Here is a 24818-nt window from a genome sequence, read left to right on the forward strand (position 1 = left end):
GTAGTAAATGCCACACCTGTAAAATATAGATCATGTCCATTCGTCCGCTTGATATTTTAGATATTCCCACACTTGCACGTTATCGGAATGATGTGCTCACTCTGGATAACGCGCGTGCTCTCACGCGTGGGCATCCGCTCGGGGCGATGGGCTTGCTGGCTTATGTAAATCCTGTGCGGCATATTTATGCGGCGGTGGCGAACGGCACAAACGATGTTTTATTGGGCGGCATCATCCATACGCGCGGCGAGCCGTATGCAAAATTGTTGTATCTTGTTCCGGGGTCTCATCTTGTGCATCAGGAGTTGCCCGCGCTGATCGAACATCTATCTGTAGAAGCTGGAAATTGGAAGGCGTTTCATGTCCTTGCAGAAGTGGATGAGTTAAGCGGTGCCTTTCCCGCGCTGCGCATGGCGGGTTTCTCTGTCTACGCCTGGCAGAGAATGTGGGATGTGAGTCATTTACAGAAAACAGAAGCAGGCTCGGGGTCAGGCTGGGAGCGGATGAGATCAGTCGACCTGCCCGCAGTGCAGAGTCTGCATTATCAGATCGTGCCGCCGTTGCTGCATCCGGTTGAGCCTGCACCGAGTCGTGAAACGGGATTGGTATATTCAGAAAGTATGAAATGTTATGTGAACGTCAACGCTGGCGCGTATGGCATCGTGTTAACTCCGTTGGTTCACCCTGAAGAAAAAAATGTCGGAGAAAAACTGGCTGCACTTGTAAGTCATTTGCCAGATCGAAATGGACGCCCGGTATATTTTTGCGTGCGCTCCTATCAAACATGGCTGGACCCCGTCCTTGAAGATCTTGGCGCAAGCGTCGCGCCGCGTCAGGCGATGATGGTCAAACATCTCGCGCATTTGGTCAAAGCCGGGCAAACAGCGCGCACAGTTCCAGCCAATGTAAGTGTGCAGCCTTCGCGTGTCAGTAGAATGGATATGGATGAGTAGTTGGTTTGCTTTTGATAATGGCCGAAGCATCGGCAAAATTAGCACGGAAGGCGGGGTTATTCTGCGCGATGAAGAACACACAAAACGTGTGCGTATTACGCTAAAACGCGGCAGCGGTTATATTTCTGTTTCCTGCAATATTTATGGACGCATGGATCACACGCGTTTCTTCGGCACGGTTTCTGAAGCGCAGCGTGAATATATTTTAATGAAGTCTTCCCTGGGGAACATGATCGAAAATGTTTTATCGGCAGCCCCGAAGGACATTCAGGTTTGGGAAGCGATCTCACAATTTGTCAGGCGGTTTCCTTAATGTTAAAAGCGCTCATCTTCGATTTTGACGGGCTGGTTCTCGATACAGAAACCCCCGAAGTTTTGGTATGGCAATCCATTTATGAAGAACATGGATTTGAACTCCCCATCCATGAATGGGAAAAAACCGTGGGCGGATACGGCATCTCAAACTTTAATCCCGCCGAGCATCTCGCGCATCTTTCTTCGGGACGGCTGGATGCTGTTTCTTTGAGATCACGCTACCGAAAGGAAGCGGATGTCATCATCCATGCCAATCCCATTTTACCGGGTGTGGTGGAGATCATTGAAGAGGCAAAACGCGCAGGTCTGCAAGTTGCCATCGGTTCCAGTTCGCCGCATTCGTGGGTGGATACACATGCCAAACGGCTGGGGATCTTCGATTATTTTGATCACGTAATCTGTCAGGACGATGTAGCCCCTGGCAGGACAAAGCCAAATCCAGATATTTATCTAAAGGCGCTGGAACAGCTCAAGGTTAAGAATGATGTGGCTGTCGTTTTTGAGGATTCTCTCAACGGCGTGCTGGCGGCGCGGCGTGCAGAAATTTTTGTGGTGGCGGTTCCCAATCCGCTGACTGCAAAGATGGGCGTCTCCGGTGATCTGACTGTTTCTTCGCTGGCCGGGCTGTCTTTGGAATTTTTATCGGAAAATATGAGAAAGACAAGTGATGCCTTTAAATCGTAAAAAGTTTTTTTGGATCGCCGGTTTTTTATTGGTAATGGCGATTGTCGTATTAAGGGGCTTGAATCAAAACGCGCCTGCAACACCTGCCACACCCACTGTTGATATTTCCCCATCTCCCACATGGACGCCCGCTAAAATTCCGGTCACGATTCGCATACAGGATGGTCCGCTTAAAAATGCGATCATCGATGCAGGCGATTATCTCGTGCGCCAGCAGCTGCCGAACGGCGAGCTTTCCTATCAAGTGGATTTTATGAGCGGCGAACGTTCGTACTCGCCTTCGTATCTGCGCTTGATCGGCGGAACGGGTTCACTTTTTACCGTGTGCCGAGTTTCAGAAGATTCAAAATATTGCGATGCGGGCGATCTGGCGCTTGAGCATTATCTCGAATTTCTCATCAGTAAACCTGAAACTTTCAAAGGGACTTGTCTTTACACATCGGGCAATTGTCAACTGGGCGGTTCGGCGCTGACCGTGGATGCGATCTACAAACGCTGGCAGGCCACGGGAGATCTTTTTCTTGGTGATCGCAATCTACTTAATACCGCGATTGATCTCGGCTATTTCATCGTGTCGATGCGCAGGCCGGAAGGCGGCTTCTATCATTCGTATGATCCGCACTTTGGCGGCACAGTAGACTCTGATTTTGTGATGACCAATTTCCCGGGCGAAAGTCTGCTGGCGCTGACACAGCTTTATGAAATGACAGGCAATGAATTCTGGCTGAAACAGGCGCGTGACGTGAATGACTTTATGATCGCTCAGCCCATTTCAGAAGATCATTGGCACAGTTACGTCTTCAGTATGTTGGCACGGCTGGATGCCTTAACAGAAACAGATAAATTCTACGCGCGGCAGATCGCCGATTCGATCATTGCGGGCGAAGTCCGCTCGCTGCACCCGAGCAACAACAGCATCTCAAGCGCCACAAAAGTGGAAGCGCTTTCGGCGCTGGCGCAGGCTTTCTATCTTTCAGATACAGACCATAAATGGCTTGACCCTGAGATCCGCACCTTCATTACCTTTGTGCAGGCACGTCAACTGCCAGGCAATAATTGCGGCTGGACGATCCCTGCTGAAACGGCTGCGAATTTTGGCGGCGGTATTTTCAGCAGCTGCGAAGAGCCGACCATCCGCGTGGACGGGCTGCAAAACTGGATCAATGGCGCGACAACATATCTCGAATATCAGAGTATGATTAATGAGAAGTGATTTCTGCGGCTTGAACTCCAGGCCGTAAGTAGTAAAAAAGGAGATAACTATGAGTATCGGAAAAGTAAAATGGCAGTCCATTGTTTCACAATATGCCTACCCTGCAACATGGCGCAGTCTGTGGCAGGTGTTCAATTCAGTGATCCCCTTCTTTGTGTTGTGGTATCTCGCATATCGCAGCCTTGAAGTTGGGTACTGGTTGACTCTTCTGCTTACCATCCCCGCGGCAGGCTTCATGGTGCGGATGTTCATCATCTTCCATGATTGCTGTCACGGTTCGTTCTTTAAAACCCCGCTCGCCAATGACCGTCTGGGATTGTTGATCGGCGCCGCGGTCTGGACGCCCTACTACGAGTGGAAACATAACCATGCCATTCATCACGCCACCGCCGGCGATCTTGACCGTCGCGGTGTGGGCGATGTGTACACCATGACTGTTGAAGAATATATCGCAGCTCCCTGGTACACAAAGATCGGCTATCGCATCATGCGCAGTCCGATCATCCTGTTTACCATTGGAGCGACGATTGTCTTCGCCATTACCCATCGTTTCTGGACTGCGAAATCAGGCAAACGTGAACGCAACAGCGTCATTTGGACCAACATGGCGCTCTTCGCCTTCGTCGGCTGGACGGTTTATCACATTGGCTGGCAGGCTTATTTAATGGTTGAATTGCCAATTTTATTGATGGCCTGCGGCGCGGGTGTCTGGTTGTTTTATGTCCAACATAATTTTGAACCAACCTATTGGGAACGCCACAAAGATTGGGAGTTCTTCAAAGCCGGCATGGACGGAAGTTCCTTCTATAAACTTCCAAAGGTTTTGCAGTGGTTCACCGGCAACATCGGTTTCCATCACATTCATCACCTCAGCCCGAAGATCCCCAATTACAAACTGGAACAATGCCACAAAGAAAATCCCATCTTCCAGATCGAACCGATCACATTCAAGGACAGTCTGAAATCGCTGTACTTCCGCTTATGGGATGAGAAGGAAAAAATGCTTGTTGGCTGGCGCGCAGTAAAGAAATACAAGATGCAAATGCAGAACAACAAGATGTAAATAAAAAGGACTGGCTCAAAAAGCCAGTCCTTTTTATTTATTTTGGTATTAAATTAGATAACCTTTTCACGCAGCGCCGAACTGATATAGTCCATTGTGGCGACCACGATCGCAATGGCAAGCATTTGAGCGCTGGCCGCGCGATAGTTGAGCAGGTTAATATTTTGCTGTAACAGGAAACCGATACCGCCGCCGCCCACAAAACCGATGATGGTGGACATGCGCACATTGATGTCCCAACGATACATGGTGTAGGAAATATATGGAGGGATGATCTGCGGGATGACCGCGTAAATAATGGTTTGTAAGCGGTTCGCGCCTGTGGCTTCAATCGCCTCCAGCGGACCGGATAAGATGCTCTCAACCTGTTCAGAATAAAGTTTTGCCAGGCTGACGATGGTGTGCAAACCCAATGCCATTACCCCTGCAAATGGACCAATCCCCACTGCGATCACGAAGACGATCGCCATGACCAAAGCTTCCACCGAGCGCAGCGCATTGAGAAATGTGCGGGTAATGGAATAGATCACCATGCCGATCGGCAGGGAGTCTTTTGGCTTTGTAAAAAATGCAAGCAGAAGTCCTGCAATTGCACCGGTCATCATTGGCAGCCACAACGTATACAGAGGCTCGCCAATTTGATACAGCCACTCCACCAGTTGCCCAACCAGACCGAACACGGTTGCTCCGGCGATGGTGGTCAGGATCAGGTTTAGCACTTTAATTCCGGAGGCGGGCAATTTCTCTGAACCATATTGGCCCAGACGTCCCAACACACTGCTAAGCGCGCCGCCCGCTGCCAAAGCTCCCAGGACGGGCGTAATGATGGCAACAATATCTCCCACCTGAAAGAGGAAATATCCCATGAAACCAAAGGAGCCGAGAGGAATTTCGATAGCCTTTCCAGCACTCATTGCCAGGCTTGCCAATTGGAATAATCCATAAAAGCCGATCAGAATTACCATGAAGAGCACGCCCAGCCGCGCAAATCGCACAGACTGACTTGGAAGATTGATCTCCTCCTGAGGCAATGCCCAACGCACACCAAACCACATCAGCATTGGAGAGATCAGAATGCTTGCAATATTGACCCAGGCGTTCGAGCCAATGACTGAACTAAAATCCCCGACCCAGCGCACAACAATAAACCCGATCACGATCCCAATCGGCCACCCCAAAACAGAAAGGGCAATACTTGTCAGCGGACTTTTGACCGTTTTCATCAAATTACGTGCGGCGATAAAACTAAGCGGTATGGCGAGTATTGTCCCAAAGACTGTTGCCAGAAGCGCGAGGAATACAGTTTCAACGATCTTATTCCAGGTATCGTAGGCGGTTTGGGTGAAATGCGGCGAGCCGGTATTTCGTCGAAGGGTGGCGCGGATGTATTGAACACTATCACTTGGACGCTTTGGAATTTCCATGCTCATCAGGAAATGTCCATCTGCATCTGTTTCTGCATTTTCACGGCCCAGTGACACAACATTGCTTGAGTCACTACCGGGGATGAACCGCACGGGTCCGACGGTGTAGGGAGCAAAATTGAAACCTTCCACTTGCACCACTTCACCGGGAGCTGCGCAGCCGGGTGTGACAATGAGATATGGCTCAGATGTGTTTTGCTCCGGCGCGGCTTCTCCGCTATCATCTGGCCGGCAGGGAACATAGATGGAGAAATTAACCACCTCTTCAACCTGGTCGTACTCAAAGATCTCAGGCTGCGCCAGAGCGCGCGTCACACGTGTCAAACTCTGCTGACGATTTTCACTGCGGAGTTCTTCCAGGTCCACTTTTGTGATCTGAAAGCCATACGCAAAAATTACCATCACCAAAAAGGTGATCAGTCCAACTTGAATGGATTTCCAGGGGGATGATTTCTTTTTATTATTCATGGTCATCTCATCCTACCCGCTCTGCATCGCGGCCATAAATTTCCTTGAATTTTTTGTCGTCGATCTCGGTTGGCAAACCTTCAAACACCAGTTTCCCCTCATTCAAAGCAACAACCCGATCTGCATAGCGATGGACGAGATCAAGAAAATGCAGGCTGCACAAAACGCAAACCCCGTCATTCTTGTTGATATCTTCCAGATGTGACATGATACTGTGCGCAAGGACAGGGTCAAGGCTGGCGACCGGCTCATCGGCCAGAACCATTTTCGGGTCCTGCATGAGCGCGCGCGCGATTCCCACTCTTTGCTGCTGGCCGCCACTTAATTCATCAGCGCGTTGGTATGCCTTTTCAGCGATCCCGACTCTTTCCAGTTGTTTAATTGCCTTATCAATATCCTCTTGTGGAAAGCGGTTGATCAAACTCCAGGCCGGGTTGACATAACCTAAACGTCCCGCGAGGACATTGGTGATCACTTTCGAGCGATGCACAAGATTGAAGTGTTGGAAGACCATGCCGATCTTACGGCGGATGCGGCGCATCTCCTCTTGTGAAGCAGCGGTGATATCTTCACCATTCCACAGGATCTGCCCCGAAGTGGGTTCGATCAGACGATTAATGCAGCGCAGCAAAGTGGATTTGCCCGATCCGCTCAGACCGATGACCGCCAGAAACTGTCCATCCGGCACATCAAAGCTGACGTTATCGAGAGCCTTTACTCCACCATCATAAATTTTGGTCAGGTTTTTGATTTGAAGCATATTGGGTATCCTGAAAAAGTGATGCCAGCACTGTGTGCTGAATGGTCTACATTATAAAAGGTATCTGGCATAAAACCATAAAGGTCTGTCCTGCAAAATACATCTCAAATTGCAAAAGAGACCTTTAGGGTTTTCACGCGTATAAAAAATTTGGGGCAGGGAATTTTCCCTGCCCCAAAAAATACTAAAACGGGCAAAACTACGGTTCGATCTTGTAGCCAGTGGCTTCAACCATCGCGCGAACCATGTCATATTCTGCATCGGTTGCGGGAGCAAGGCCAGACCAGCCATAGAAGTCAGCGGAGCCGATGGAGGTGCCCCATGCTTCAGTTGCAGCAAAGGCTACGAGTGCTTCTTCGATCTGAGCACGGACATCAGCCGGGAACTCAGGACCAAAGGAAAGGGTGTCATTCGGGATGGCAGCAGAGACAGCCAGAACACGGACCTTCTGAATTACATCAGGGGCTTCGGTGCGGATGTTGGCGCGGGCATCGAGAATACGATATCCGTCGCAAAACAGTTTCTTGCCCTCGGCGTCAGGAGCACAATTTGCAATCGCTTCTTCTGGAATTTCATACTGTTCGAGGCCAGTGATCGTACCGGCTTCATAATCAGCATAGGTGAACACAGGGGCACCATCAGGATTCAAAGGTACGCTATAGAACACGGTACCGAAATCCACTTCGCCGTTGTACACAGCGGTGACGGTCTGGTTGTGACCACCGGTCTGAACCTGTTCACCGGGGGTGATGCCAGCGGCGGCAAATTCAACAGCAGGGACCATATAACCAGAGGTGGAACCCTGATCGCCATAACCCCAGGTTGCGCCTTCGAGATCTTCAAGGGTCTGGAATTCGCTGTCACGGGCAACAATGTATTCAGCCCAGTAAACCGGGTATCCAAAGCGGATGGCCTTGAAAGATACATCCACACCGCACAACTGGCTGGCAATGGCATAACCCAAACCGGGGATGAAAGCCATGGTATCAGCAGGAGAGGCGCACATTTCTTCAATGGTCGCAGCGTATGAAGTAGGAACGGTTACTTCGAAGGTCAGGCCAGTGGCTTCATTCAAAGCGGCAGCCATGACTTCACCACCGGTTACGATGATGTTCGCATCCACTGAAGGGACGAACAACACTTTGATCGGGTGTTCGGGTGAACCCACAGCGGGCATGGGCGGTTCAGTTGCAACTGGGGCTTCGGTGGGAGCTTCGGTAGCAGGGGCTTCTGTCGCAACAGGGGCCTCGGTGGCCGCAGGGCCACAAGCTGACAACATCATCGAAGCAGCTACGATGAGAGTCAACAGGACGAAAACTAAACGTTTGTTCATATCTTCTCCTCTAAGAGATATAAGATTGATGGGGTGGTGACACCCCTGACTTAAAGATGATAGCCTAAAACACTAGTGCAAACAAGTACGCTTGTCTTAAAAAAAGATTATGTAACTCACTGTTTGCAATTACATATCTAAAGCAAACAACTTTAATTCCACATCATCGGCAGAAAGCCTCACCATTTTTTCAAATTTCAACCCGATCTTTTCAAGAACACGAATCGAACCCAGATTATCCGGCGTTGCGATTCCCAGAATTCGTTTTAATCCCAATGTATCTCGCGCATACGTCAACACCGCAGAAGCCGCTTCAAACGCATAGCCCTTCAACCAGTACTGCGGCAGAAAGGCGAAACCAACATCAACATCTTTTAATGAATCTCTTTTCACCAGACCGCACATCCCGATCGGAATTTCACTCCCCTTGAGCAGGGTTAGATATAAACCGAAACCGTTTCTTTCGTAACTGGCAACTGCTCCCGTTTCGATATAGCGTTTCGCATCTTCAAGAGTTCTCACACCCCTGTCACCAATATATTGAATGAATGACGGCTGATTTAAAAGATCCAGAATAAAAGCGGCATCGTCTGTGGAAAGTTTGCGGAGCAGTAAACGGTCAGTTTCAATAATATTCATAGCCCGATTATAGCGGATTCATTTTATAGTTGTCTGCATATTCTCCTGGCGGCAGCAGAACCTTGAATTCAGTTTCAGGGCAAATGAAAACAGAGTGCGGATTCTGCATCTCATCTTTAGATAAAAGTCCCAGCCTTTCATATAAGCTGAAATAGATATTCTTTGCGCGGCCTGTTGTAAAAGATATCTCTTTATGCCAGACAGCATACTTTCCCACCTTGTGAGTTGAATTATAAAAATAACCATCCACCGGGTGAGTAAGGATCAACTTCATCTCGTCTACAGATGAAAAGCCTTCGGTGAGGGAGACAGGAACCCCGGTATCTTCAATCTCAACTTGAGCATCACACCATTTGGAGTCGATCGTGTATTTGTAGCTGTGATAACGCCGGGTCAGTGGATCCTGCTCGAAGAGACTTTGATAACGGGCATAATACCAGGGAATTCCCCACGCGCCCTTTGCAAAATAAACTACAAAGGATCCCAGGGTTGTGCCAAAGAACCAGACCGCGTGCTCCCCGCTTCTCTTATCTATAACATACACGCGGAAATTGGTTTGTCCAAAACTGAATTTTAGAAACGGAAGATTTATAAAATGAAAATCTACATCCCAAAATGGGACCGCGCTCATTAACGCCATCTGTTTGCCGCCAATTGTGAATTCCGGGATTTCAAAATGACTGGCTGGTATATAGGACTCCAATCGTGATTTCGGCAAAGCATAATTGATCAAGGCGAAATGTTTCAACTTTGAGCGCACATCCACCCACCCGTCTTGCGGGGGGGGAAGCCTTTGGTTCAATATATCTCGATAATTGAAGGTCATGTTTTTTTCTCGTGTCACCGCCTGAAAAAGCGGCGAGACTTTATCATTGATCCATTCTGATTCTTTTGCAAGCGGTGAATGTTGATCCGTATAACGCCGTACACTTTCTGCTGTCGAAAAAGCGATCACATAATCACCAGATCCATTGCTCATGGACGCGCCTGTGCGAGCCAGCCCGGCCAATGCCCGCGATGCGAGGCGAGTTAAATTGCGGTCACTTAATGGAGCATCGGTTGCCACCACGATCATGATCGAGCCATCCGCATCACCGCGGTCAATGGCATCTTTCAGATAATATTGCCCCAGAGATTTTCCGACGGGCAAGCCGTCCATTTGTAATACACCGCCAAAGTTAGACTGTACCAATACGCCAACAGTTACTCCGCCGAGTTCATGAGGCAAAATGCGCGAACTCGTGCCGATGCCACCCTTCCAGCCAAAAGCCATTGTGCCTGTCCCTGCGCCAACGGCGCCCTCTTCAACCATCCCATCATGAGCCTGCTCAATCGCCTGCCCGATCAGCGCGGATGTTAAAGCCCGTGCGCGAATATCATTTAAATAACTGTCGTTGGTTTCGCCCACCAATGGATTGACTGAAACTACATCTTCATTCCCCGGCTGAGACAAGGTCCATGCGATGATGGCATCAGCGGCTTGCGGCACAGCGAGCGTGTTGGTTAATACTATGGGCGTTTCGATCTCACCCAGTTCCATCACTTGGGTACTGCCCATTAATTTTCCGAAGCCATTGCCCACGGCGATGCCCGCGGGAACCCGTCGGCGAAACAGATTGCCCGGGTGCGGCAGAACAGCTGTCGCACCGGTACGAATCGAGTCGCCTTCGAGCAGGGTCACATGCCCAACGCGGACTCCTGTCACATCGGTGATCGCATTCAGGCGTCCCGTCGAAAGAATGCCGGGGGCAATGCCCAGGTCACGCGCGCGCATCCGCTTTGACGAGTTTAGGGGAATGAAAATTTGATCCAGCGGCTTCGCGCCCACCACGCAGTTAATCTCCTGCATTTTATCTGGCCATGAATAAAAATTCCCCCAATTGCGGGGGCAGTTTGCGGATTCCCCCCCCCATGGTGTATCTCCGAATTAGATGGGGTCCGGGTCCAGTAAAAATAATCTACCCTTCCGCCGATAGACGTTTGGGGGCAGATGACAATCCAACTTCCACGCTGAGTCTCATCCATCTAGTCTTTAACAGCAAGCTAACCGAGGACCAGGTTTATCTCCAAATAGATGTTAAAAGGTGGGGCGATGACCAATATTCCACGAACTTACCGGCCTTTAAACAAAACCCCGTAAAAATAACCCTGCTCGCCCACTTTGAGATCTCTCCGATTTTTGGACACTCATTCGAATGGGCACAAGATAACGGCCTTCTTTGGGGAACAGGAAGTCTTCCATTCAGTTTTGCCGATCTGCACGTGGACAGGGATCACGCCCCAACCATATGTGACGCTGGCTGAGATCGCTTTCAATTTACGACTCTGCTCTTCAGGGATGGCGACAAAGAGAAAGGGAGACGGGCCGCGCCAGTAGAAAATTTCGCCTTCAAATTCGATGATCATTGGCACAGTATACCAAACGCTCAAAAGCATGCCGCCTTTGCTTAGGGGTGGAAGTTCCTATGAACAAGCAGCCTGCTTTCATTTTATTTTTCAATGATCTCAATCAGGTCGTCGGGGAAATTAACTACGTAATCTGGGTGGCCGCCAAGCAAATGCTCCAAACTCTGATGCCCCCAGGTTACCGCGATGCTTGTAACTGCGGCTTCTTTTGCTGCGCGAATATCGCTTAAAGAATCTCCCACCATAAATACGGCTTCCTGCTTTGTGTCTGCTGAAAACTGGTTTCGGGCAATCGAGATTTTCTGCGCCTTGGTGCCAGGCGAATCAACTCCATATACTGCATGGATACACCTGCTCAAGCCGTGTTCAACAAGAAAAGCATTTACGTTTTGTGATGAATTGGTTGTAACAATGGCAAGTGTGTTGTTGACTGAAAATTTTCTGACGATATCACTCAACCCATTAAAAATTGCAGGCGGGGATTTCTTTTCAGCGAAGCGTTTTAAACAACTTTGGACAAATTCATCCACAAGATTTTCAGGGACTTCGCATGCCCGCCCGAACGACGCAAATGACATGATCTCAAGATTGCTTAGATCATCTTTTTTCACAACATGCTTTACACCTAATTCATCACAAACTTCCTGACCAAACTGAACCAGGTCATCAAGAGTATCTGCAAGAACGCCGTCGAAGTCGAAAATAATCAATGCCATAAAAAATTTCCCATTCAAATTTGATTTTGTGCCGGTGAACATGTCCACTGGCGCGAATTTTTTCAAGATCAGAAAAAGGTCAACGCCGCGTGTGCCTGAAATATTTGACATGAGGCGGCAGTCCCTGTTGAGCATAGCTTGGGAGAGACCCAAATACTGCAATCACAATTCCAGTTATTTAGAGTGTAAAGGATGTTTACGGCAGCATCCATGACGGAATCCCATTCAGCAGGTGAATATTCCGCTAACCTTCTATTGCACAACACGAGTTTAATCTAGTTTTGAAAATAGTTTTTTTGTATTGAAATAATTAAAACAAACCTGTCAGTATAGGTGATCATTTTTGTAACCAGACTACTATCTTGAAAATTCTTTTCGTCATAAATCTCGTCGTAAGACCCCCCGCTAACTTTTTGAACGGCATTTTGAAGAGTAAAATTACGAGTTTCTTTTTCAGCAAATTCAGATTCTAGTGAAAGACCGTCTATCTCATAACTACAATCACGACCAGGCAGGTCAGATACAAGCTTTCCTGGATACGGGTCATAATACTCTTCCAGCATCTTTTCACAAGGGGTATCTGGTCTATATGATGGGGGATTCCAGCCAATACCAATAATTTTCTGCTCGAAGTTGATCATTTGTTGGCGAAAGCTGCCATTGAATCCGTAAAATTTTGTTATTCGAAGCGAACACCGATATGCATAGCCATCAGATCTTTTATAATTATTATCTCCTCTGGAGCAATAATCATGCGTAGCTGTTTCGTAATAATTATAGTGAAGAATATTTTGTAAGTCCTCAAAAGATTGGTTGATTTCTGCTGTGACCGCTTCTCTTCTAGCATTCATTGCGGAACTGTTTGGGCTTGGTGCAGGTTTTAGATTACTAATGAGCCCGCCTAACCCGCCATTAAAAATAATGGCCAATGTAAAATAACTACAGCCGATGATAAAGACAATTGCAAAAATAACTCTTGTAACGATTTTTTCTGCCACATTATGTCTTCTTACTTCTTGAGGGGGAACGGGGTGTTCTTTCATCTTTTTATCCCTTTCGTCTAAAAGGACCTATCCAAAGCCGTCCACCCAGAAAAATGACAAAGCGTGGAAAAATGCTTGACGCGAAGCGTGCTGCAGAATCCCTGCGGACAATGCATACTTTGTCAGTCCGTTTTTTGCTTTGCAAGATTCTTTGTTTCATATACCGAGTATTTGACCATGTTTTTACCATGCCGTTTTACAGAATACATTAACTCATCCGCCGTTTTTATTAAATCATTAATATCTGATGGTGCAATAGTACAAGTCACGACACCGATACTAAAAGTTGCTATCCAGTTATTTTTAGATATTTCATTTTTGAGAACAGCGTGTATTTTAGACCAGATCACCCGGGCAGACTCCTGATTAGTGTCAGGGAAAAATAATGCCAATTCATCTCCGCCAAGCCTTGCAACTAAATCGGAACTTCTTATTTTTGATTTCAATGAACTGACTATTGTCTTTAGAACTAAATCTCCTTCTGGATGACCAAACGTATCGTTGATAGTTTTGAAATTGTCAATATCAAGATATGCTATCGTAAATGGGCTTTGGTTTCTTTCTAAACGATTTATTTCCATTTGAACTATTTCATAAAAATGGCGGGAGTTTGACGCCCCCGTTAAGTAATCTGTAAGAGATAAGTCTTTTTCCCGTTGCAGCGCACTTTTTAGAGTGAACAAAAGATAGGCAATAATAATAAAAAAGGAAAACCTGATTAAAGTATTCCAATAAGGGATCAAAAAGAATGAGTATGAACGTCCTGCACTTTTATCAGCCCAAAACCATACAATTGCACTGACGACACAAGCGAAAAAACTTATTTTGGGGGTTGAATACCAGGTAACGAAAGCGATAGGGAGTATATAAAATACTGAAAACGCATATTCATAACCTGTTGCGAAATCAAGCAGACCAATAACAATAATGAGTAGAAAGCTATTGATAATGGATGATTTACGAAGCGATTCGGAATCCAATATCAATTTCATGTTTACATAATACAACACTTTTGCTTTGGAAGGAACGGGCTAACGGTTTGAGTTATGACTCTGCTGGGTACGCTAGTGCTGGGACGACAAAGCCATCCAGCCAGAAAAATGATAAAGCGTGAAAAAATGTTTGACGCGAAGCGTGCTGCAGAATCCCTGCGGACAATGCACGCTTTGTTGGGTGGCGACATGTTATGCAAGATACTCCGGTTATAAAAGAACCTGCCTGCATAAAACCTGAAAAATCATTGCACGAACTTTTTACTTTCATAACTGACAAAAAATCAAAACTTACCAAAATGCTGAATAACCAAAAAAGAAAACAAGTATGCCGATTTTTTTGAAACCAGACAAGCATATATCTTTTGCTATTTTATATCGTTAAGTTTTTCAAGCATATCGGTAAATACTGCTTTTGTAACCTGCCGAAACAAACGTACTCTTTCAGGGCGTGAAAGAACCAGGTTCTCTTTGTCCAATTCGTTCTCGAAAATTTGTTGCATGATTGCGAGTATTTGGTCATCAACTTTTTCCTGTTGCACCCGCTGAGTAATTCGCTTCAAAAGGTCAACATAAGAACCTGAGTTTTGAGAGTTTGGTGGATTGAACATGAGAATAATCCTGTTGTGATTTGATTTTTTTCGCAAAAACTGTTTTTGGAATTCATAAATAATTATGCGGCTTATAACGGGTTTGACAAAGGCCGCCCACCCATTTGCATGGACTGTCCGCAGGTGCCGCAAAATTCCCGTCGGGACAGTCCGCGCTGTGTTAGGCAGCACTTCACGCTTGTTTGACAGGTCGTCAGGTCCTTGTCTTCCATTTCCCAGGCGTGGTCCAGGGTGTGAAAGGCGGTGTGCCGAATCAGGAACCGGAGCGGCCATTTCGCCATATTGCCGGCCCACTTGCCCTGTGCGTGGTAGTCCCGTATTCCGTGACAATACGCATCACGATACGCTTTCAACGCCTTGTCGGTCAACATTGCATCGTTGGGCACCTGCACTCCAACCCCTCCCGCCCAATCCTGCTCAGCGGAGAGTGTATGGCGGACAATATGGTCCCGATCGCGCCCTCCTCCTCGCGGACCCTTCTGCATCTCAGCCGATACCCGCTTCCGCACATCGTCGAAAAATCGCCAACACGCCTGCATCAGCGCCAGCTCACGCTCCAGCGTTTCGTCCGACATGGCTTGCTTGTCGATGTTCGAAAACGCGAACGAGATGCCCCAGAAGTCAGTTGAGCCTGTTCCTGGATACTGCTCGACTATGTCGAAGTTCTTGATAGTAGAAAACTCCGCATCCATTTCAGCTAGCTTTGCCACCTGTGAATATCGCGGAATATAGGAACGCAGCCTTTCGATTGCGTCCTCCGCGGTCTTTGCCCCGCGCTCAAGGCCGGGCCAATCAGGTGCTACCGCCACTACCTTCTTGCCTTTCGGGCCGATTTCCAGCATCACTCGCGTATGTTTTGCCACGTTTCCTCCGATCACCATAGTTCCTGTCATTACCGCGATTCACCACAGTTCAATTGAGAAAAGGAAGATCAATTACCTTGCTGCTGCCGTCCAACCAGAAAAATGATAAGGAGTAGAAAACTGCTTGACGCGAAACGTGCCGCACGCGAAACGCCCCAGTATCAGATGTATGTTCTGTTAGGCGGTTTTATGGTCTATGAAGGATGATATTCATTTCGATTTATCTGCCATCGCCATATCTTGCCTTCTTCTTGATCATCTACTTCTGCAATGAACTTCATGCCTGCTTTTTTCAACACAGTATTTGATGCGTTTACCTCAGCCAAAGTATGTGCTATGACAGCGCGCACATCTTTGTGCGCAAACGCATAGGCGACCATCGCTTGAACTACCTCGGTAGCGAACCCGCGACTCCAATGTTCGGAGGCAATTTCATATCCGATTTCTATTGTGCCCGCGTCGTCAGGTTCGCTTTTAAAGCCACCATTACCGACAAGTACGCTATCTTTTGGGAAAATGAAGAAGTATCCTTGCCAGTCAGTTGGAGGCTGTTCCGTATCATGAGATTCGTCGGCTGGGATGGAAAATGCCTCGGGGAAGTTAGGCCAGCTATTAGGTATACTGACATGTAAAATTTCTGCAAGGTCACTCTTATCACGCAAGAACGCTTCAATGTGAATTCGTTCTATGGGAAGCAGTTGAAGATTGTTCGTATTAATCATACATTGTTCCTTTATAGCTTATATATTGTTGCAAGCGGCCATGTGACATAATAATTGCAGGTCAGTCGTCCAACGATTTGTGTGGACTGCGCTGGGGTGGGGACGGTGAATTCGCCCAACTGGAAAAATGATAAGGCGTAGAAAAATGCTTGAGATGACCGGAGCATCCCCGGCGGACAGTCCGCGTTTTGTTGACTGGCGTTTATGCTGGAAGCGTATCTTCCTCTGACAAAGGATCTATTGATGGCAACGCCCATAAAACACCTACTATGAAAACTCCAGCAACTGGAACTAATAGATATAGCAACTGCCACGCGCTTTTTCCACAATCGTGAAGTCGGCGTGAACCTGCCGCCAATAGAGGTAGTAAAGTAGCAAGAAGAAACACTTCTCCAATAGTTTCATTTAAAAGCGTAATTGCCGAAAGGCATATCACGATAAACAATGCAAACCACCAGAATTCTGGGCGCGATGCTCGTCCATGGAATTCTGCGTATTTTGTTAAGCATTTGCGGATTGACTCGTAGAATGTAATCGGGCTTGTTTCATTATCAGTATTTGAATTTGAAGAAACTTTCATTCTTAACTCCTTGCCGATTTTAAAGACGGCTTCTCTCAAAGATGTAACCCAATTCGATAAATTGAGTCCGTCATCATTTTCAGCAAGAATTCTCTTATCCGCAACTGTGGAATACCCTAGTTTTTCAGATTCGAGCCAATTCATATCGTTTTTTAGTTTCAAAACTAATTCCATTCTTGAATTTACCCGAAATTTCGAGTATATATTTTTCAAATGGAATTCAATCGTGCGTTCAGAGACCTTCATATCCAGCGCAATTAATTTATTGCTTTTACCTTCCAATAAAAGTTGCAAGGTTTCCCTTTCGCGGTTGCTTAGTCGGGGAGATTGTTGCATAGTGAAGATTCCTTTTTAGATTATTTTGCCAATAGCCAGCCAGCGGTTTGCGTTATGCCCCTTCGGGGTACGCTGGGGCGGGGACGGTGAATCCGTCCAGCCAGAAAACTGCTTGACGCGAAGCGCCCCAGCCTCAGGTGCATGCTTTGTTGGGCGCGGTTATATATAAAACGATTTTTTTATTCTCTCAACTTTCGCATTAACTCTTTTTGTATTTCCAAAATCTCTACTTCTTTATCTGATAAATCCAACCATTTGATAGCGTCGGGCAACGTACTAAACATACCCAAATTTATGGGTATGCCTTCGCCCACCATTCGAAAAATATCTCCGAATGTGTTAGCAAAATTGTTATAAGTAATGACGGCGGTCGCTTCTAATTTATTTCCGTTTTCCAGGCGGTTCCTATTCATTCTGTATACTTTTTTTATATCGCTCCATTCAAAATCGAGTCCGCCTTGGGTTATATCAACAATAATCTTCATATTGGGCTGCCTCAATGGGCTGTTCGAAGCAGCTTTTTCAGCTTCAAGTATTTCCGTGCCAGTGGCATTCAAACCTACATAAAATATCAGTCCCAAGGCTGGGTCAACTTTGAAAGTGAATGCCATATTTTCTCCTAAAGAATTCATTTGAAAACACGGAGGTGTTCGTAGCCTCGTCATATTTTCGGTAATGAAACCGATTCTGGCTAGAACTTGATATTAGCGCCCAACGGTTTACGTGGACTATTTAGTGGGCGGCCCGCTTTTTGCTTTTACCGATTTCCTTTTTGCCCGATTATATGTCTTGCATAACATTTGACAGTTCTTGATATTGGTTGCGCCGCCTTTGCTCCACGCTGCTACATGATCGGCGTCCATTTCGTTTAACTTCCAAAGTTTACTCTTGTTGGCGTCAGGCCCAATCGCGCAAAGCGGACAGTTTGATTTACCACTGGCTTCGGCTTTGGCGGTATTTTTAATGTTGCTGTTTGCAGCCTGATATTTATTTGTAAAGTTCTCGCAGGATGATTATTTTATATCGGAGATCTTTGTAATTGCTTCAGTCAATACTGCTCTTGTAACTTGTTGAAGCAGGCGTGTTTTTTCAGGAGGTGATAGAACGATGTTCTCACTAGCCAGTTCTTTCTCAAAAACTTGCTGAACAACCTGAAGAATTTGTTCTTCAACCTTGTTCTCTTGCACGAGTTGTGTAATTTTTTTAATAAGTCAAAATATGGGCTTGGGTTTGGGTGAGAGTTAGGTGGATTGAACATGGAAGTGATCCTTTTCTAGTTTTTTGTTTTACAAAAAAACTGTCATGCATATTTGCAAACACTTACAAGGCTTACTGTACTATTCTAACCCAACGCTTTACGTGCAGCAACAGACGCCCCAGCGGACAGTCCGCGTTTTGTTGGCTGCGTTTATTGTGAAACACCTGACTTGATTTCTACGACATCACTTCGCCTTTGGTCGAGATACCAATTAGAAACTTTGGACAATTCTAACTCAACTCGAAAGATACCCAATTCTGCTGAGACCATTTCATCTATGACTTTTCCGTCAGGAGCAATGGCGATGGTGGGGCTAACTTGTTTTGGCGCGGCGTTATTTGCACTCAGAACAAATCTCTGATTTTCTGCTGCCCTACTGATGAGATGGCTTTTCCAAACGGGTTGATATGTATCATCGCCAACTGCGTTATTTAGATGAAGAATAATTTGCGCGCCATGCTGTGCAAGCCATCTCCATTGTTCGGGGTAGCGCAACTCTCTGCAAATTTGAATTCCAATTTTTACTGTACCTTCAGGAGCATTTAATTCAAATATGGGCAAGGTGTTGCCTGCGGAGACAACTCCACGTTCGTGATGGGCCAGGTTTATCTTGTGATAAATCTGCACGTCTCCGTTTGGCGAGAAACCTTGTGCGGTATTGAACCATTTGCCTTCAACTTTCACACAGGTGCCAATCCAGACGTTTATTTTCGCCGTTGCGCTTCTTTTAATGTGTTCCAAACCTGCTTTTAACTCATCAAGATTTATTTGTTGGAGAAATGTGATGTCACTTGAATAACCTGAGACTGAGCCTTCTGGAAAGATTACTAAATCACCAGGATTTGTTTGTCCTAATACAGAATCAATAACATTCAAGTTATTCTGGATGGATAATGATACAGGGAATTGCGCAACGATGGCAGTAAGCTTCATAATAGTTTAGTAAATTTGCGACGCGCCCAACAATTTGCGTGGACTAAGTTGAGCGGGACGGCGAAGCCGTCCAGCCAGAAAAATGATAAGGCGTAGAAAACTGCTTGACGCGAAGCGTGCGCACGCAAAGCGCCCCAGCGGACAGTCCGCGCTTTGTTGGGCGGCTGTTTGCCATAAGACCACTATGCCTTTTCAAAAAGCCACAAACGAACGAAGTCGAACGCCCACATGATAAAGAAAAAAATTGTTGAAGAATAAAATACGCACACCGAAAGTGCCATTGCCCATGAAAGGTGAAAACCATAATCGGTTATTGCGAACACAATTATCAGGGTTATAGATGCAATAAGCACTTCCGAGATTGATGAGTTCCTGTTGCTAATATCAAATTTATTCAAGCCAAGTTGATACAATAATATTATTCCCATGAAAATATTCCAGATAGGAATAATTGCTGCTATTGACCATCGAGGCGATAGCATTTCAATTCCTGCCATAATGCCTGCAAAACCGTTTGCACCCATTATAAAGTTCCAATACAAATTTGTTCAAATGGTGACTTTTTTCCTGCTAATAAATACGTGGAGAAAAGAAAGAAAAAATCCAATCGTTGCAATAAGTCCCATCGCTATAAATGCGAAACTTGCTTTTTTAGCTACCCTGCGCCAGAAAGAAATTCAAAATAAAGCTCACGAAATTCTGGATGAAAAAAACAACACAGCGCAAAAGCGAAGTTAAAATACGCTGTTGTTTCATCGTATTTTGGGTTTCATTTGCTTGGCGATGTTATTCAAATATTCGCGCATTGATAACCTTTTGTGGATGCCGCCCAACAATTTGCGTGGACTGCGCTGGGGCGGGCGGCAAAGTCATCCAGCCAGAAAAATGATAAGTTGTTAGAAAACTGCTTGACACGAAGCGCCCCAGCGGACAGTCCGCACTTTGTTGGGCCGCTTTTTATAATGCTTCTGTTCTTCGTAACATCAACAACGAATCATCCTTATCTGCATATTCCAGGAAACCACATTTCTGATATAGCCTTATTGCATGATTGTCTTTTGAAACCATAAGGCTTAGTTTTTGAATGTTGGATTTTGAGGCACAATCAATCAACCATTCAATCATTTTTACCCCAATTCCTTGACGTCGATAGTTTTCATGGACTGCGATTGCGGACTGTAGGTATCATTTCATTAATATACCCCGATGCAATTGTCATCTGTGTAAAATCTATACCATGCTGCCCCAGCTAGCCTTGAATCACAAAGAGCAATTACCGCAGTATCTCCATCCTTTTGCCCCAATCAACAAGTGCATTGCTTACACCTGGATAGATGAGACCTTCTTCAAATGAAGGCTTATTTGGGTTAGGTCGCCAAAACACCGCTTCATAAAGCATTTCTCTCAAAAATTGTATATCAGATGGTATTGATTCTCTCAAGTGGATACTCATGGTTTTCCTTTAGCGGCCCACCCGTTTGCGTGGACTGCGCTGGGGCGGGGACGGCGAAGCCGCCCAACCAGAAAAAAGCTAAGGCGTGGAAAACTGCTTAGGATTTGCGCAGAATCCCCGGCGGACAGTCCGCGTTTTGTTGGGCTGTGTTTGGATGCTGACGCTTATTGTTTTAATGATCCTTATTGATTTTATGCCGAACTGCCACTATTGTGTCGCGAGGACTTGCACGTAATTTGGCTTCTTTCATTTTTTGAGCAATAACTTCTGGAGGCAGATCATATCCGTTATCGTCAACGACCTGCACTAGAATGGTTTGGGATCTTTCACTTTGATGACGTCCAAATTTTACAATGTCCGCGTCGCTCAATAGTTGGGGATCATTTTTATTGGCTAACATCATTGCACGGCGAGAAACAATCGCCCCTATTAAGAGTAAGCCGACTCCTATGGGGATATTCTTGATGATTATCAACAGTGGTACGACAATAGAGATGATAGAAATTGCGATTGAAATTTTTGTTGAGGTGTTTTGCTCATAAAATTTCCATCCTTGCAAACTAAGGTGATTGAAAAAGAATCTTCGCAATTATTGTGCAAATGCTCTAAAACTTAAGTATGGAGAATTCCTTTATTTAAGTTTAATTGACGACCTTAAGCGGAATTCTTTTTATTATGTGGCGATGTCAAAAAAACTACTTAACGCCCAACGATTTGCGTGGACTGCGCTGGGGTGGGGACGGCGAAGCCGTCCAACTGGAAAAATGATAAGGCGTAGAAAACTGCTTGAGATTTGCGCACGCGAAGCGCCCCAGCGTCGGGTGCATGCTTTGTTAGGCGCATTTATACCTTAAGACCCTTTTTTTTTTAAATATAGAAATAAGTTTATCAGTATGTGTCCTTAACCAACGACTTACCTTGAACGGGATAGGTTCTTTACCTTCCATGAACATAATCAAAGTGTCTGTGAGTAAACCATACTCTAAGGTTAAGTCTTGTATTGAAGAAAAAACAACCCGTTCTATTCCTGCTGGCTTGCCTACAAAATCAGTGTATATAAAAACAAAATTGTCTGCTAAGAGTCCAACGTAATAGGCATAATAAGTATCAGAGGTTTGAATGGCAAGAATTGCTTCGAAAACATACTCATTAATTTCCACTTGTTGACGGACAATTTCCTTTGCCTTAAATGCCAGTTTTTCACCGTGGCTTAATTTGGAGGGCGACACAATTGGGGTGCTTTCTTTTGCCTGCCGAAGATTTCCTGATTTTAATGCCTGCACTAGTCGTATTTCATGTTTTGTATATGTACTCTGCATTATCCAAAGAAACATCCCAATAACACAACTAAAACTTGCCAAGGAACGCCAAGGAGAATAAAAGAAAATTAGAACAGTACTCAAAAAAAGAATAGCCGTAATTACAGCGTCACGACGTTTGCCGAGTAACCATAAGCCAAGCCCTGGAATGATTGAAGCGCGGGAGATTTTTACAAAGGGATTCATATCAATGTCTTTTCTTTGTTGATAACGTAACCATTAGCGCCTAACGGTTTACGTGGACTGCGCTGGGGCGGGGACGGCGAAGCCGTCCAGCCAGAAAAATGATAAGGCGTGTGAAACTGCTTGAGATTTGCGCAGACTCCCCAGCGTCAGGGGCACGCTTTGTTGGGCAGGTGTTTGTGAGTAGACTCATTTTGAGGATTTAATTATTTCCTATTTTGATTTGTTTACGCCAAATTCGAGCTGGCAGGAATTTGTAGTCAGAGTCTGAAATATACGCTGGGTCAAAAAAGATTATATCTATGTTTGGATTATGCTCAATTGTGTTTGAGTCAACAACCATTTTCCAACGTTCATAGATGGTTTCACTTTCTATGTCTAGACCTGGGAGTGCGACACAAAGTTTACGTTCGATGTCTGTTGAAAGATTGATGATTGCTATGAAACTACGAAGTTCTTGAGGGCTTTCGAGTACGCCAATGGTATTTGCTGGTGGACTTTCACTTGTCCAAAACATGCCTTTGAGTACAGTAGTTTCTTTTTCAGGCTGAAATATCTGCGTTCGTATTTGCACTAAGTTCTTATACAAAATATATCCGTACCCAAAATAACTGAAGGCAAGAAGATATGCAATTCGAGTACAGCAACTCTGCTAGGTATTTCCTTGTAACTTAAATTTCCACTTATTGAGAAATTTTGTTTACCTGATTTAAATTCTGAAACTGCGATTTTATGTAAATTCGGATTAGATGTTGCACGATTTCCTACTATCCTAATATTGGGGTTTTCTTTATCAGAAAGGTAAATATTGCCATTAAATTCACCTTCACCAATATTCACACGTACCTTAAGAGGTTCATTGCTTTGCCTGTTAAAATATCTTCCGTCCGTAATCTCTGTATCAAGTGAGCGTCTAGAAGTTCGCCTGATTTCGAGTTGCATTCTTTGCATGTAAGCGTGATAAATTTTCCACCAAGAGCAGAAGGTATGATGTGTTCAAGAGTCAGTTCACCTGACTTTATTGCATTTGGGAAATTGCCTTAAACAAAGTGGACATAGGAAAATATGCTCGAATTGAGGATGATAGAAATTAAGGTTTTTAGCATAATTTTCAAATAATTGTTCTGCTATCTCAACTCTAGTTTTAGCCATTAATTTTCCCTGATAATTAGTGAACCTGCCTAACGGTTTGCGTGGACTGCGCTGGGGTGGGGACGGAAGCCGCCCACCAGAAAAAGCTAAGGCGTGGAAAACTGCTTAGGGTTTGCGCAGGAATCCCCGGCGGACAGTCCGCGTTTTGTTTGACGCCTTTCATGCTTTAAAGTGACCATAGATTTTAGGTTGAAAGTTTTCCTTCTTTGTGTCCTTGTATGAATACAAATGGAGCAAATGCGATTTCAATCAATGCTCCAATAAAAGGTTGAATGCTGAAAGGCACATTTAATCTTACGAGGGCAACGCTAGCCGCTGCAAGCAATAAACCGCATACCCAGTATATCCGCATACCATATATGGTGGAGAATGTTAGATAACGCCCGCCAATGACCAATAACATAGCAGGGAAAAACCAAAGAGAATTCGTTTGTGAAATAGTATATGCCAAAGGCAAACAAAAGATCAACCAAATAGTGACTTCCATTGCCAAAGTTACAAGTGGATTTCCAGGAGTGCTTTTGTCAGGACGCCCCAAAAACTTTGTGATTATTCCACTGAGAGGGGCAATTAATGCACCGCCAATCAGCAATGCCCATATCGCTTGATCAGCGTTTCCGTTGAGGGCAATGATCCCGGAAAATAACCAAATTGTGCCTGAAACGAACATCCCAACGCCGCCGCCAAAAAAGCCATAACGCATATCTTTTTGTGCATCTACGATATTCAATTTTTTCTCCTAAAATATAGTTATTCTTAAGTTCTTCCTGATATCCATGACTGTCCACGCAAACAGTCATGGACTACAACGTGACGTAGAATCCCCGGCGGACAATGCACGCTTTGTTGGGCAGTGGTTGGGAACGCACGTGATTTTACTGAGACAAATCATTTTTTTTCACTGAAATAATCTGCGCTGTTTGGGTATCAATATAAAAAGTCAGGTCAACTATATCATCGTAATAATAGGATACATACCATACAGACTCACGTCCATGTTCATCGAAATTGAGAATTGCTAAGACACTGGCATTGTTTGGCGGTAGCCCCGATTCCTTTTCTGCTAATGACCAGGTGGCAAGAAAAACGTCACGCGGATGTACGTAAACTCTCCGCAATTTTTCCCGTCTATCTTCTGGCGGGACAAAGTTAGTCCAACTATTTCCTGTGCGAACATCAAATACCAAGTTTCGGTCATCAAACTCAATATCTTTAGTAGGATGATTTGTTTCCTCATCTGCACGAGAAGGTTCCATATTGAGAGATGTGTAGGCAATGTGAATATCTATAAAAGTTGGACCATTTTCTGTATAACGATTCCATCTGGATGGACTAGCCCAAATGGTTTGAATTCTAAAATCAGTACCCGACTTGGAAAATGCTGTATCTAAAATCTGCG

The 24818-nt window shown here is 45.4% G+C and carries 29 protein-coding genes and 3 pseudogenes; 6 read left to right on the top strand and 26 right to left on the bottom strand.

What is annotated here, in order from left to right; translation table 11 throughout:
- Positions 1-32: 32 nt before the first annotated feature.
- From IPL71_RS12800 to IPL71_RS12820, 5 genes are read left to right on the top strand one after another with little or no spacing between them, the layout of a single operon-like run.
- On the top strand, positions 33-953 hold the full coding sequence (locus IPL71_RS12800) for a hypothetical protein (RefSeq protein WP_345322145.1): 921 nt from the start codon (positions 33-35) through the stop codon (positions 951-953).
- On the top strand, positions 946-1266 hold the full coding sequence (locus IPL71_RS12805; RefSeq protein WP_345322146.1) for a hypothetical protein: 321 nt from the start codon (positions 946-948) through the stop codon (positions 1264-1266). The genes IPL71_RS12800 and IPL71_RS12805 overlap by 8 nt, the downstream gene beginning before the upstream one ends.
- Positions 1266-1952 carry an HAD family hydrolase gene (locus IPL71_RS12810; RefSeq protein ID WP_345322148.1) on the top strand — a complete coding sequence of 229 codons (687 nt, stop codon included), beginning with the start codon at positions 1266-1268 and terminating at the stop codon, positions 1950-1952. Before IPL71_RS12805 ends, IPL71_RS12810 begins: the two co-directional genes overlap by 1 nt.
- Positions 1936-3165: a hypothetical protein gene (locus tag IPL71_RS12815; RefSeq protein ID WP_345322149.1), complete on the top strand. Its 1230-nt coding sequence runs from the start codon at positions 1936-1938 to the stop codon at positions 3163-3165. The genes IPL71_RS12810 and IPL71_RS12815 overlap by 17 nt, the downstream gene beginning before the upstream one ends.
- A 49-nt stretch (positions 3166-3214) precedes the next feature.
- The gene (locus tag IPL71_RS12820; protein ID WP_345322150.1) at positions 3215-4228 is read left to right on the top strand and encodes a fatty acid desaturase; all 1014 of its coding nucleotides are present in this window, start codon (positions 3215-3217) and stop codon (positions 4226-4228) included.
- Between the two features lie 53 nt (positions 4229-4281).
- Here IPL71_RS12820 and IPL71_RS12825 read toward each other — a convergent pair whose 3' ends face one another.
- The 18 genes and pseudogenes from IPL71_RS12825 to IPL71_RS12900 all read right to left on the bottom strand — a co-directional run bounded on the left by IPL71_RS12825 (position 4282) and on the right by IPL71_RS12900 (position 19312).
- Positions 4282-6120 carry an ABC transporter permease subunit gene (locus tag IPL71_RS12825; protein ID WP_345322152.1) on the bottom strand — a complete coding sequence of 613 codons (1839 nt, stop codon included), beginning with the start codon at positions 6118-6120 and terminating at the stop codon, positions 4282-4284.
- A gap of 7 nt (positions 6121-6127) precedes the next feature.
- On the bottom strand, positions 6128-6880 hold the full coding sequence (gene phnC / locus IPL71_RS12830; RefSeq protein WP_345322154.1) for a phosphonate ABC transporter ATP-binding protein: 753 nt from the start codon (positions 6878-6880) through the stop codon (positions 6128-6130).
- Positions 6881-7079: 199 nt separating this feature from the next.
- A complete protein-coding gene (gene phnD / locus IPL71_RS12835) occupies positions 7080-8213 on the bottom strand; it encodes a phosphate/phosphite/phosphonate ABC transporter substrate-binding protein (RefSeq protein WP_345322155.1) in 1134 nt (377 codons plus the stop codon).
- 129 nt (positions 8214-8342) lie between these two features.
- Positions 8343-8852, bottom strand: coding sequence for a GNAT family N-acetyltransferase (locus tag IPL71_RS12840; protein WP_345322156.1), 510 nt, complete (start codon positions 8850-8852; stop codon positions 8343-8345).
- Positions 8853-8859: 7 nt separating this feature from the next.
- Entirely contained in the window at positions 8860-9678 is an 819-nt protein-coding gene (locus IPL71_RS25955; protein ID WP_514130783.1) for a DUF2071 domain-containing protein, read from the bottom strand.
- A 15-nt stretch (positions 9679-9693) separates the two neighbouring features.
- Positions 9694-10626: pseudogene (locus IPL71_RS25960) on the bottom strand (P1 family peptidase); the annotation flags it as partial.
- Between the two features lie 413 nt (positions 10627-11039).
- On the bottom strand, positions 11040-11282 hold the full coding sequence (locus tag IPL71_RS12850; protein ID WP_345322158.1) for a DUF1905 domain-containing protein: 243 nt from the start codon (positions 11280-11282) through the stop codon (positions 11040-11042).
- Between the two features lie 59 nt (positions 11283-11341).
- Positions 11342-12085, bottom strand: coding sequence for an HAD family hydrolase (locus IPL71_RS12855; RefSeq protein WP_345322159.1), 744 nt, complete (start codon positions 12083-12085; stop codon positions 11342-11344).
- Between the two features lie 164 nt (positions 12086-12249).
- A complete protein-coding gene (locus tag IPL71_RS12860) occupies positions 12250-13017 on the bottom strand; it encodes a hypothetical protein (RefSeq protein WP_345322161.1) in 768 nt (255 codons plus the stop codon).
- A 122-nt stretch (positions 13018-13139) separates the two neighbouring features.
- Positions 13140-13997 carry a GGDEF domain-containing protein gene (locus IPL71_RS12865; RefSeq protein ID WP_345322163.1) on the bottom strand — a complete coding sequence of 286 codons (858 nt, stop codon included), beginning with the start codon at positions 13995-13997 and terminating at the stop codon, positions 13140-13142.
- Positions 13998-14377: 380 nt separating this feature from the next.
- Complete coding sequence (locus IPL71_RS12870; protein WP_345322165.1) at positions 14378-14620, bottom strand: hypothetical protein; 243 nt, start codon at positions 14618-14620, stop codon at positions 14378-14380.
- Positions 14621-14691: 71 nt separating this feature from the next.
- Positions 14692-15483, bottom strand: coding sequence for a hypothetical protein (locus tag IPL71_RS12875; RefSeq protein ID WP_345322167.1), 792 nt, complete (start codon positions 15481-15483; stop codon positions 14692-14694).
- 194 nt (positions 15484-15677) lie between these two features.
- Positions 15678-16205 carry a GNAT family N-acetyltransferase gene (locus IPL71_RS12880; RefSeq protein ID WP_345322169.1) on the bottom strand — a complete coding sequence of 176 codons (528 nt, stop codon included), beginning with the start codon at positions 16203-16205 and terminating at the stop codon, positions 15678-15680.
- A 202-nt stretch (positions 16206-16407) separates the two neighbouring features.
- Positions 16408-17121, bottom strand: coding sequence for a LuxR C-terminal-related transcriptional regulator (locus tag IPL71_RS12885; protein ID WP_345322171.1), 714 nt, complete (start codon positions 17119-17121; stop codon positions 16408-16410).
- 179 nt (positions 17122-17300) lie between these two features.
- Positions 17301-17732, bottom strand: coding sequence for a hypothetical protein (locus IPL71_RS12890; RefSeq protein WP_345322173.1), 432 nt, complete (start codon positions 17730-17732; stop codon positions 17301-17303).
- Between the two features lie 117 nt (positions 17733-17849).
- Positions 17850-18083: pseudogene (locus tag IPL71_RS12895) on the bottom strand (HNH endonuclease); the annotation flags it as partial.
- Positions 18084-18134: 51 nt separating this feature from the next.
- Positions 18135-18308 (bottom strand): hypothetical protein, encoded by a 174-nt coding sequence (locus tag IPL71_RS25965; protein ID WP_514130779.1) that lies wholly within the window; start codon positions 18306-18308, stop codon positions 18135-18137.
- 221 nt (positions 18309-18529) lie between these two features.
- Complete coding sequence (locus IPL71_RS12900; protein WP_345322175.1) at positions 18530-19312, bottom strand: carbon-nitrogen hydrolase family protein; 783 nt, start codon at positions 19310-19312, stop codon at positions 18530-18532.
- Between the two features lie 426 nt (positions 19313-19738).
- Between IPL71_RS12900 and IPL71_RS12905 the strand changes: the two genes are divergently transcribed.
- Positions 19739-20050, top strand: coding sequence for a hypothetical protein (locus tag IPL71_RS12905; protein ID WP_345322177.1), 312 nt, complete (start codon positions 19739-19741; stop codon positions 20048-20050).
- Between the two features lie 219 nt (positions 20051-20269).
- On the opposite strand, the gene IPL71_RS25970 is transcribed toward IPL71_RS12905, so the two are convergent.
- From IPL71_RS25970 to IPL71_RS12935, 8 genes and pseudogenes are all read right to left on the bottom strand, one after another.
- Positions 20270-20482, bottom strand: a complete 213-nt coding sequence (locus IPL71_RS25970; protein WP_514130784.1) for a GNAT family N-acetyltransferase — start codon at positions 20480-20482, stop codon at positions 20270-20272.
- A gap of 455 nt (positions 20483-20937) precedes the next feature.
- On the bottom strand, positions 20938-21354 hold the full coding sequence (locus tag IPL71_RS12910; protein ID WP_345322179.1) for a hypothetical protein: 417 nt from the start codon (positions 21352-21354) through the stop codon (positions 20938-20940).
- A gap of 244 nt (positions 21355-21598) precedes the next feature.
- Positions 21599-22270, bottom strand: coding sequence for a hypothetical protein (locus tag IPL71_RS12915; RefSeq protein ID WP_345322181.1), 672 nt, complete (start codon positions 22268-22270; stop codon positions 21599-21601).
- Positions 22271-22469: 199 nt separating this feature from the next.
- Positions 22470-22856, bottom strand: a complete 387-nt coding sequence (locus IPL71_RS12920; RefSeq protein WP_345322183.1) for a hypothetical protein — start codon at positions 22854-22856, stop codon at positions 22470-22472.
- A complete protein-coding gene (locus IPL71_RS12925) occupies positions 22841-23209 on the bottom strand; it encodes a hypothetical protein (protein WP_345322185.1) in 369 nt (122 codons plus the stop codon). The genes IPL71_RS12920 and IPL71_RS12925 overlap by 16 nt, the downstream gene beginning before the upstream one ends.
- Positions 23210-23217: 8 nt before the next feature.
- Positions 23218-23289, bottom strand: a pseudogene (locus tag IPL71_RS25975) (hypothetical protein); the annotation flags it as partial.
- 314 nt (positions 23290-23603) lie between these two features.
- Positions 23604-24149, bottom strand: coding sequence for a DUF7010 family protein (locus IPL71_RS12930; RefSeq protein WP_345322187.1), 546 nt, complete (start codon positions 24147-24149; stop codon positions 23604-23606).
- Positions 24150-24294: 145 nt separating this feature from the next.
- Positions 24295-24675, bottom strand: a complete 381-nt coding sequence (locus IPL71_RS12935) for a hypothetical protein (protein ID WP_345322189.1) — start codon at positions 24673-24675, stop codon at positions 24295-24297.
- Between the last annotated feature and the right edge of the window lie 143 nt (positions 24676-24818).

The sequence above is a fragment of the Candidatus Villigracilis proximus genome, from assembly GCF_016717045.1.
GTDB classification, from domain to species: domain Bacteria; phylum Chloroflexota; class Anaerolineae; order Anaerolineales; family Villigracilaceae; genus Villigracilis; species Villigracilis proximus.

Coding starts and splice junctions, on each gene's coding strand:
- IPL71_RS12860 (WP_345322161.1), bottom strand. CDS start 13,017: ATGAAAGAACACCCCGTTCCCCCTCAAGAAGTAAGAAGACATAATGTG.
- IPL71_RS12915 (WP_345322181.1), bottom strand. CDS start 22,270: ATGAATCCCTTTGTAAAAATCTCCCGCGCTTCAATCATTCCAGGGCTT.
- IPL71_RS12890 (WP_345322173.1), bottom strand. CDS start 17,732: ATGGCATTCACTTTCAAAGTTGACCCAGCCTTGGGACTGATATTTTAT.
- IPL71_RS12815 (WP_345322149.1), top strand. CDS start 1,936: ATGCCTTTAAATCGTAAAAAGTTTTTTTGGATCGCCGGTTTTTTATTG.
- IPL71_RS12885 (WP_345322171.1), bottom strand. CDS start 17,121: ATGCAACAATCTCCCCGACTAAGCAACCGCGAAAGGGAAACCTTGCAA.
- IPL71_RS12905 (WP_345322177.1), top strand. CDS start 19,739: ATGAAAATATTCCAGATAGGAATAATTGCTGCTATTGACCATCGAGGC.
- IPL71_RS12805 (WP_345322146.1), top strand. CDS start 946: ATGAGTAGTTGGTTTGCTTTTGATAATGGCCGAAGCATCGGCAAAATT.
- IPL71_RS12870 (WP_345322165.1), bottom strand. CDS start 14,620: ATGTTCAATCCACCAAACTCTCAAAACTCAGGTTCTTATGTTGACCTT.
- IPL71_RS25955 (WP_514130783.1), bottom strand. CDS start 9,678: ATGACCTTCAATTATCGAGATATATTGAACCAAAGGCTTCCCCCCCCG.
- phnC (WP_345322154.1), bottom strand. CDS start 6,880: ATGCTTCAAATCAAAAACCTGACCAAAATTTATGATGGTGGAGTAAAG.
- IPL71_RS12825 (WP_345322152.1), bottom strand. CDS start 6,120: ATGAATAATAAAAAGAAATCATCCCCCTGGAAATCCATTCAAGTTGGA.
- IPL71_RS12855 (WP_345322159.1), bottom strand. CDS start 12,085: ATGTCAAATATTTCAGGCACACGCGGCGTTGACCTTTTTCTGATCTTG.
- IPL71_RS12935 (WP_345322189.1), bottom strand. CDS start 24,675: ATGGAACCTTCTCGTGCAGATGAGGAAACAAATCATCCTACTAAAGAT.
- IPL71_RS12800 (WP_345322145.1), top strand. CDS start 33: ATGTCCATTCGTCCGCTTGATATTTTAGATATTCCCACACTTGCACGT.
- IPL71_RS12900 (WP_345322175.1), bottom strand. CDS start 19,312: ATGAAGCTTACTGCCATCGTTGCGCAATTCCCTGTATCATTATCCATC.
- IPL71_RS12925 (WP_345322185.1), bottom strand. CDS start 23,209: ATGCAACTCGAAATCAGGCGAACTTCTAGACGCTCACTTGATACAGAG.
- IPL71_RS12810 (WP_345322148.1), top strand. CDS start 1,266: ATGTTAAAAGCGCTCATCTTCGATTTTGACGGGCTGGTTCTCGATACA.
- IPL71_RS12840 (WP_345322156.1), bottom strand. CDS start 8,852: ATGAATATTATTGAAACTGACCGTTTACTGCTCCGCAAACTTTCCACA.
- phnD (WP_345322155.1), bottom strand. CDS start 8,213: ATGAACAAACGTTTAGTTTTCGTCCTGTTGACTCTCATCGTAGCTGCT.
- IPL71_RS12880 (WP_345322169.1), bottom strand. CDS start 16,205: ATGATTAATACGAACAATCTTCAACTGCTTCCCATAGAACGAATTCAC.
- IPL71_RS12820 (WP_345322150.1), top strand. CDS start 3,215: ATGAGTATCGGAAAAGTAAAATGGCAGTCCATTGTTTCACAATATGCC.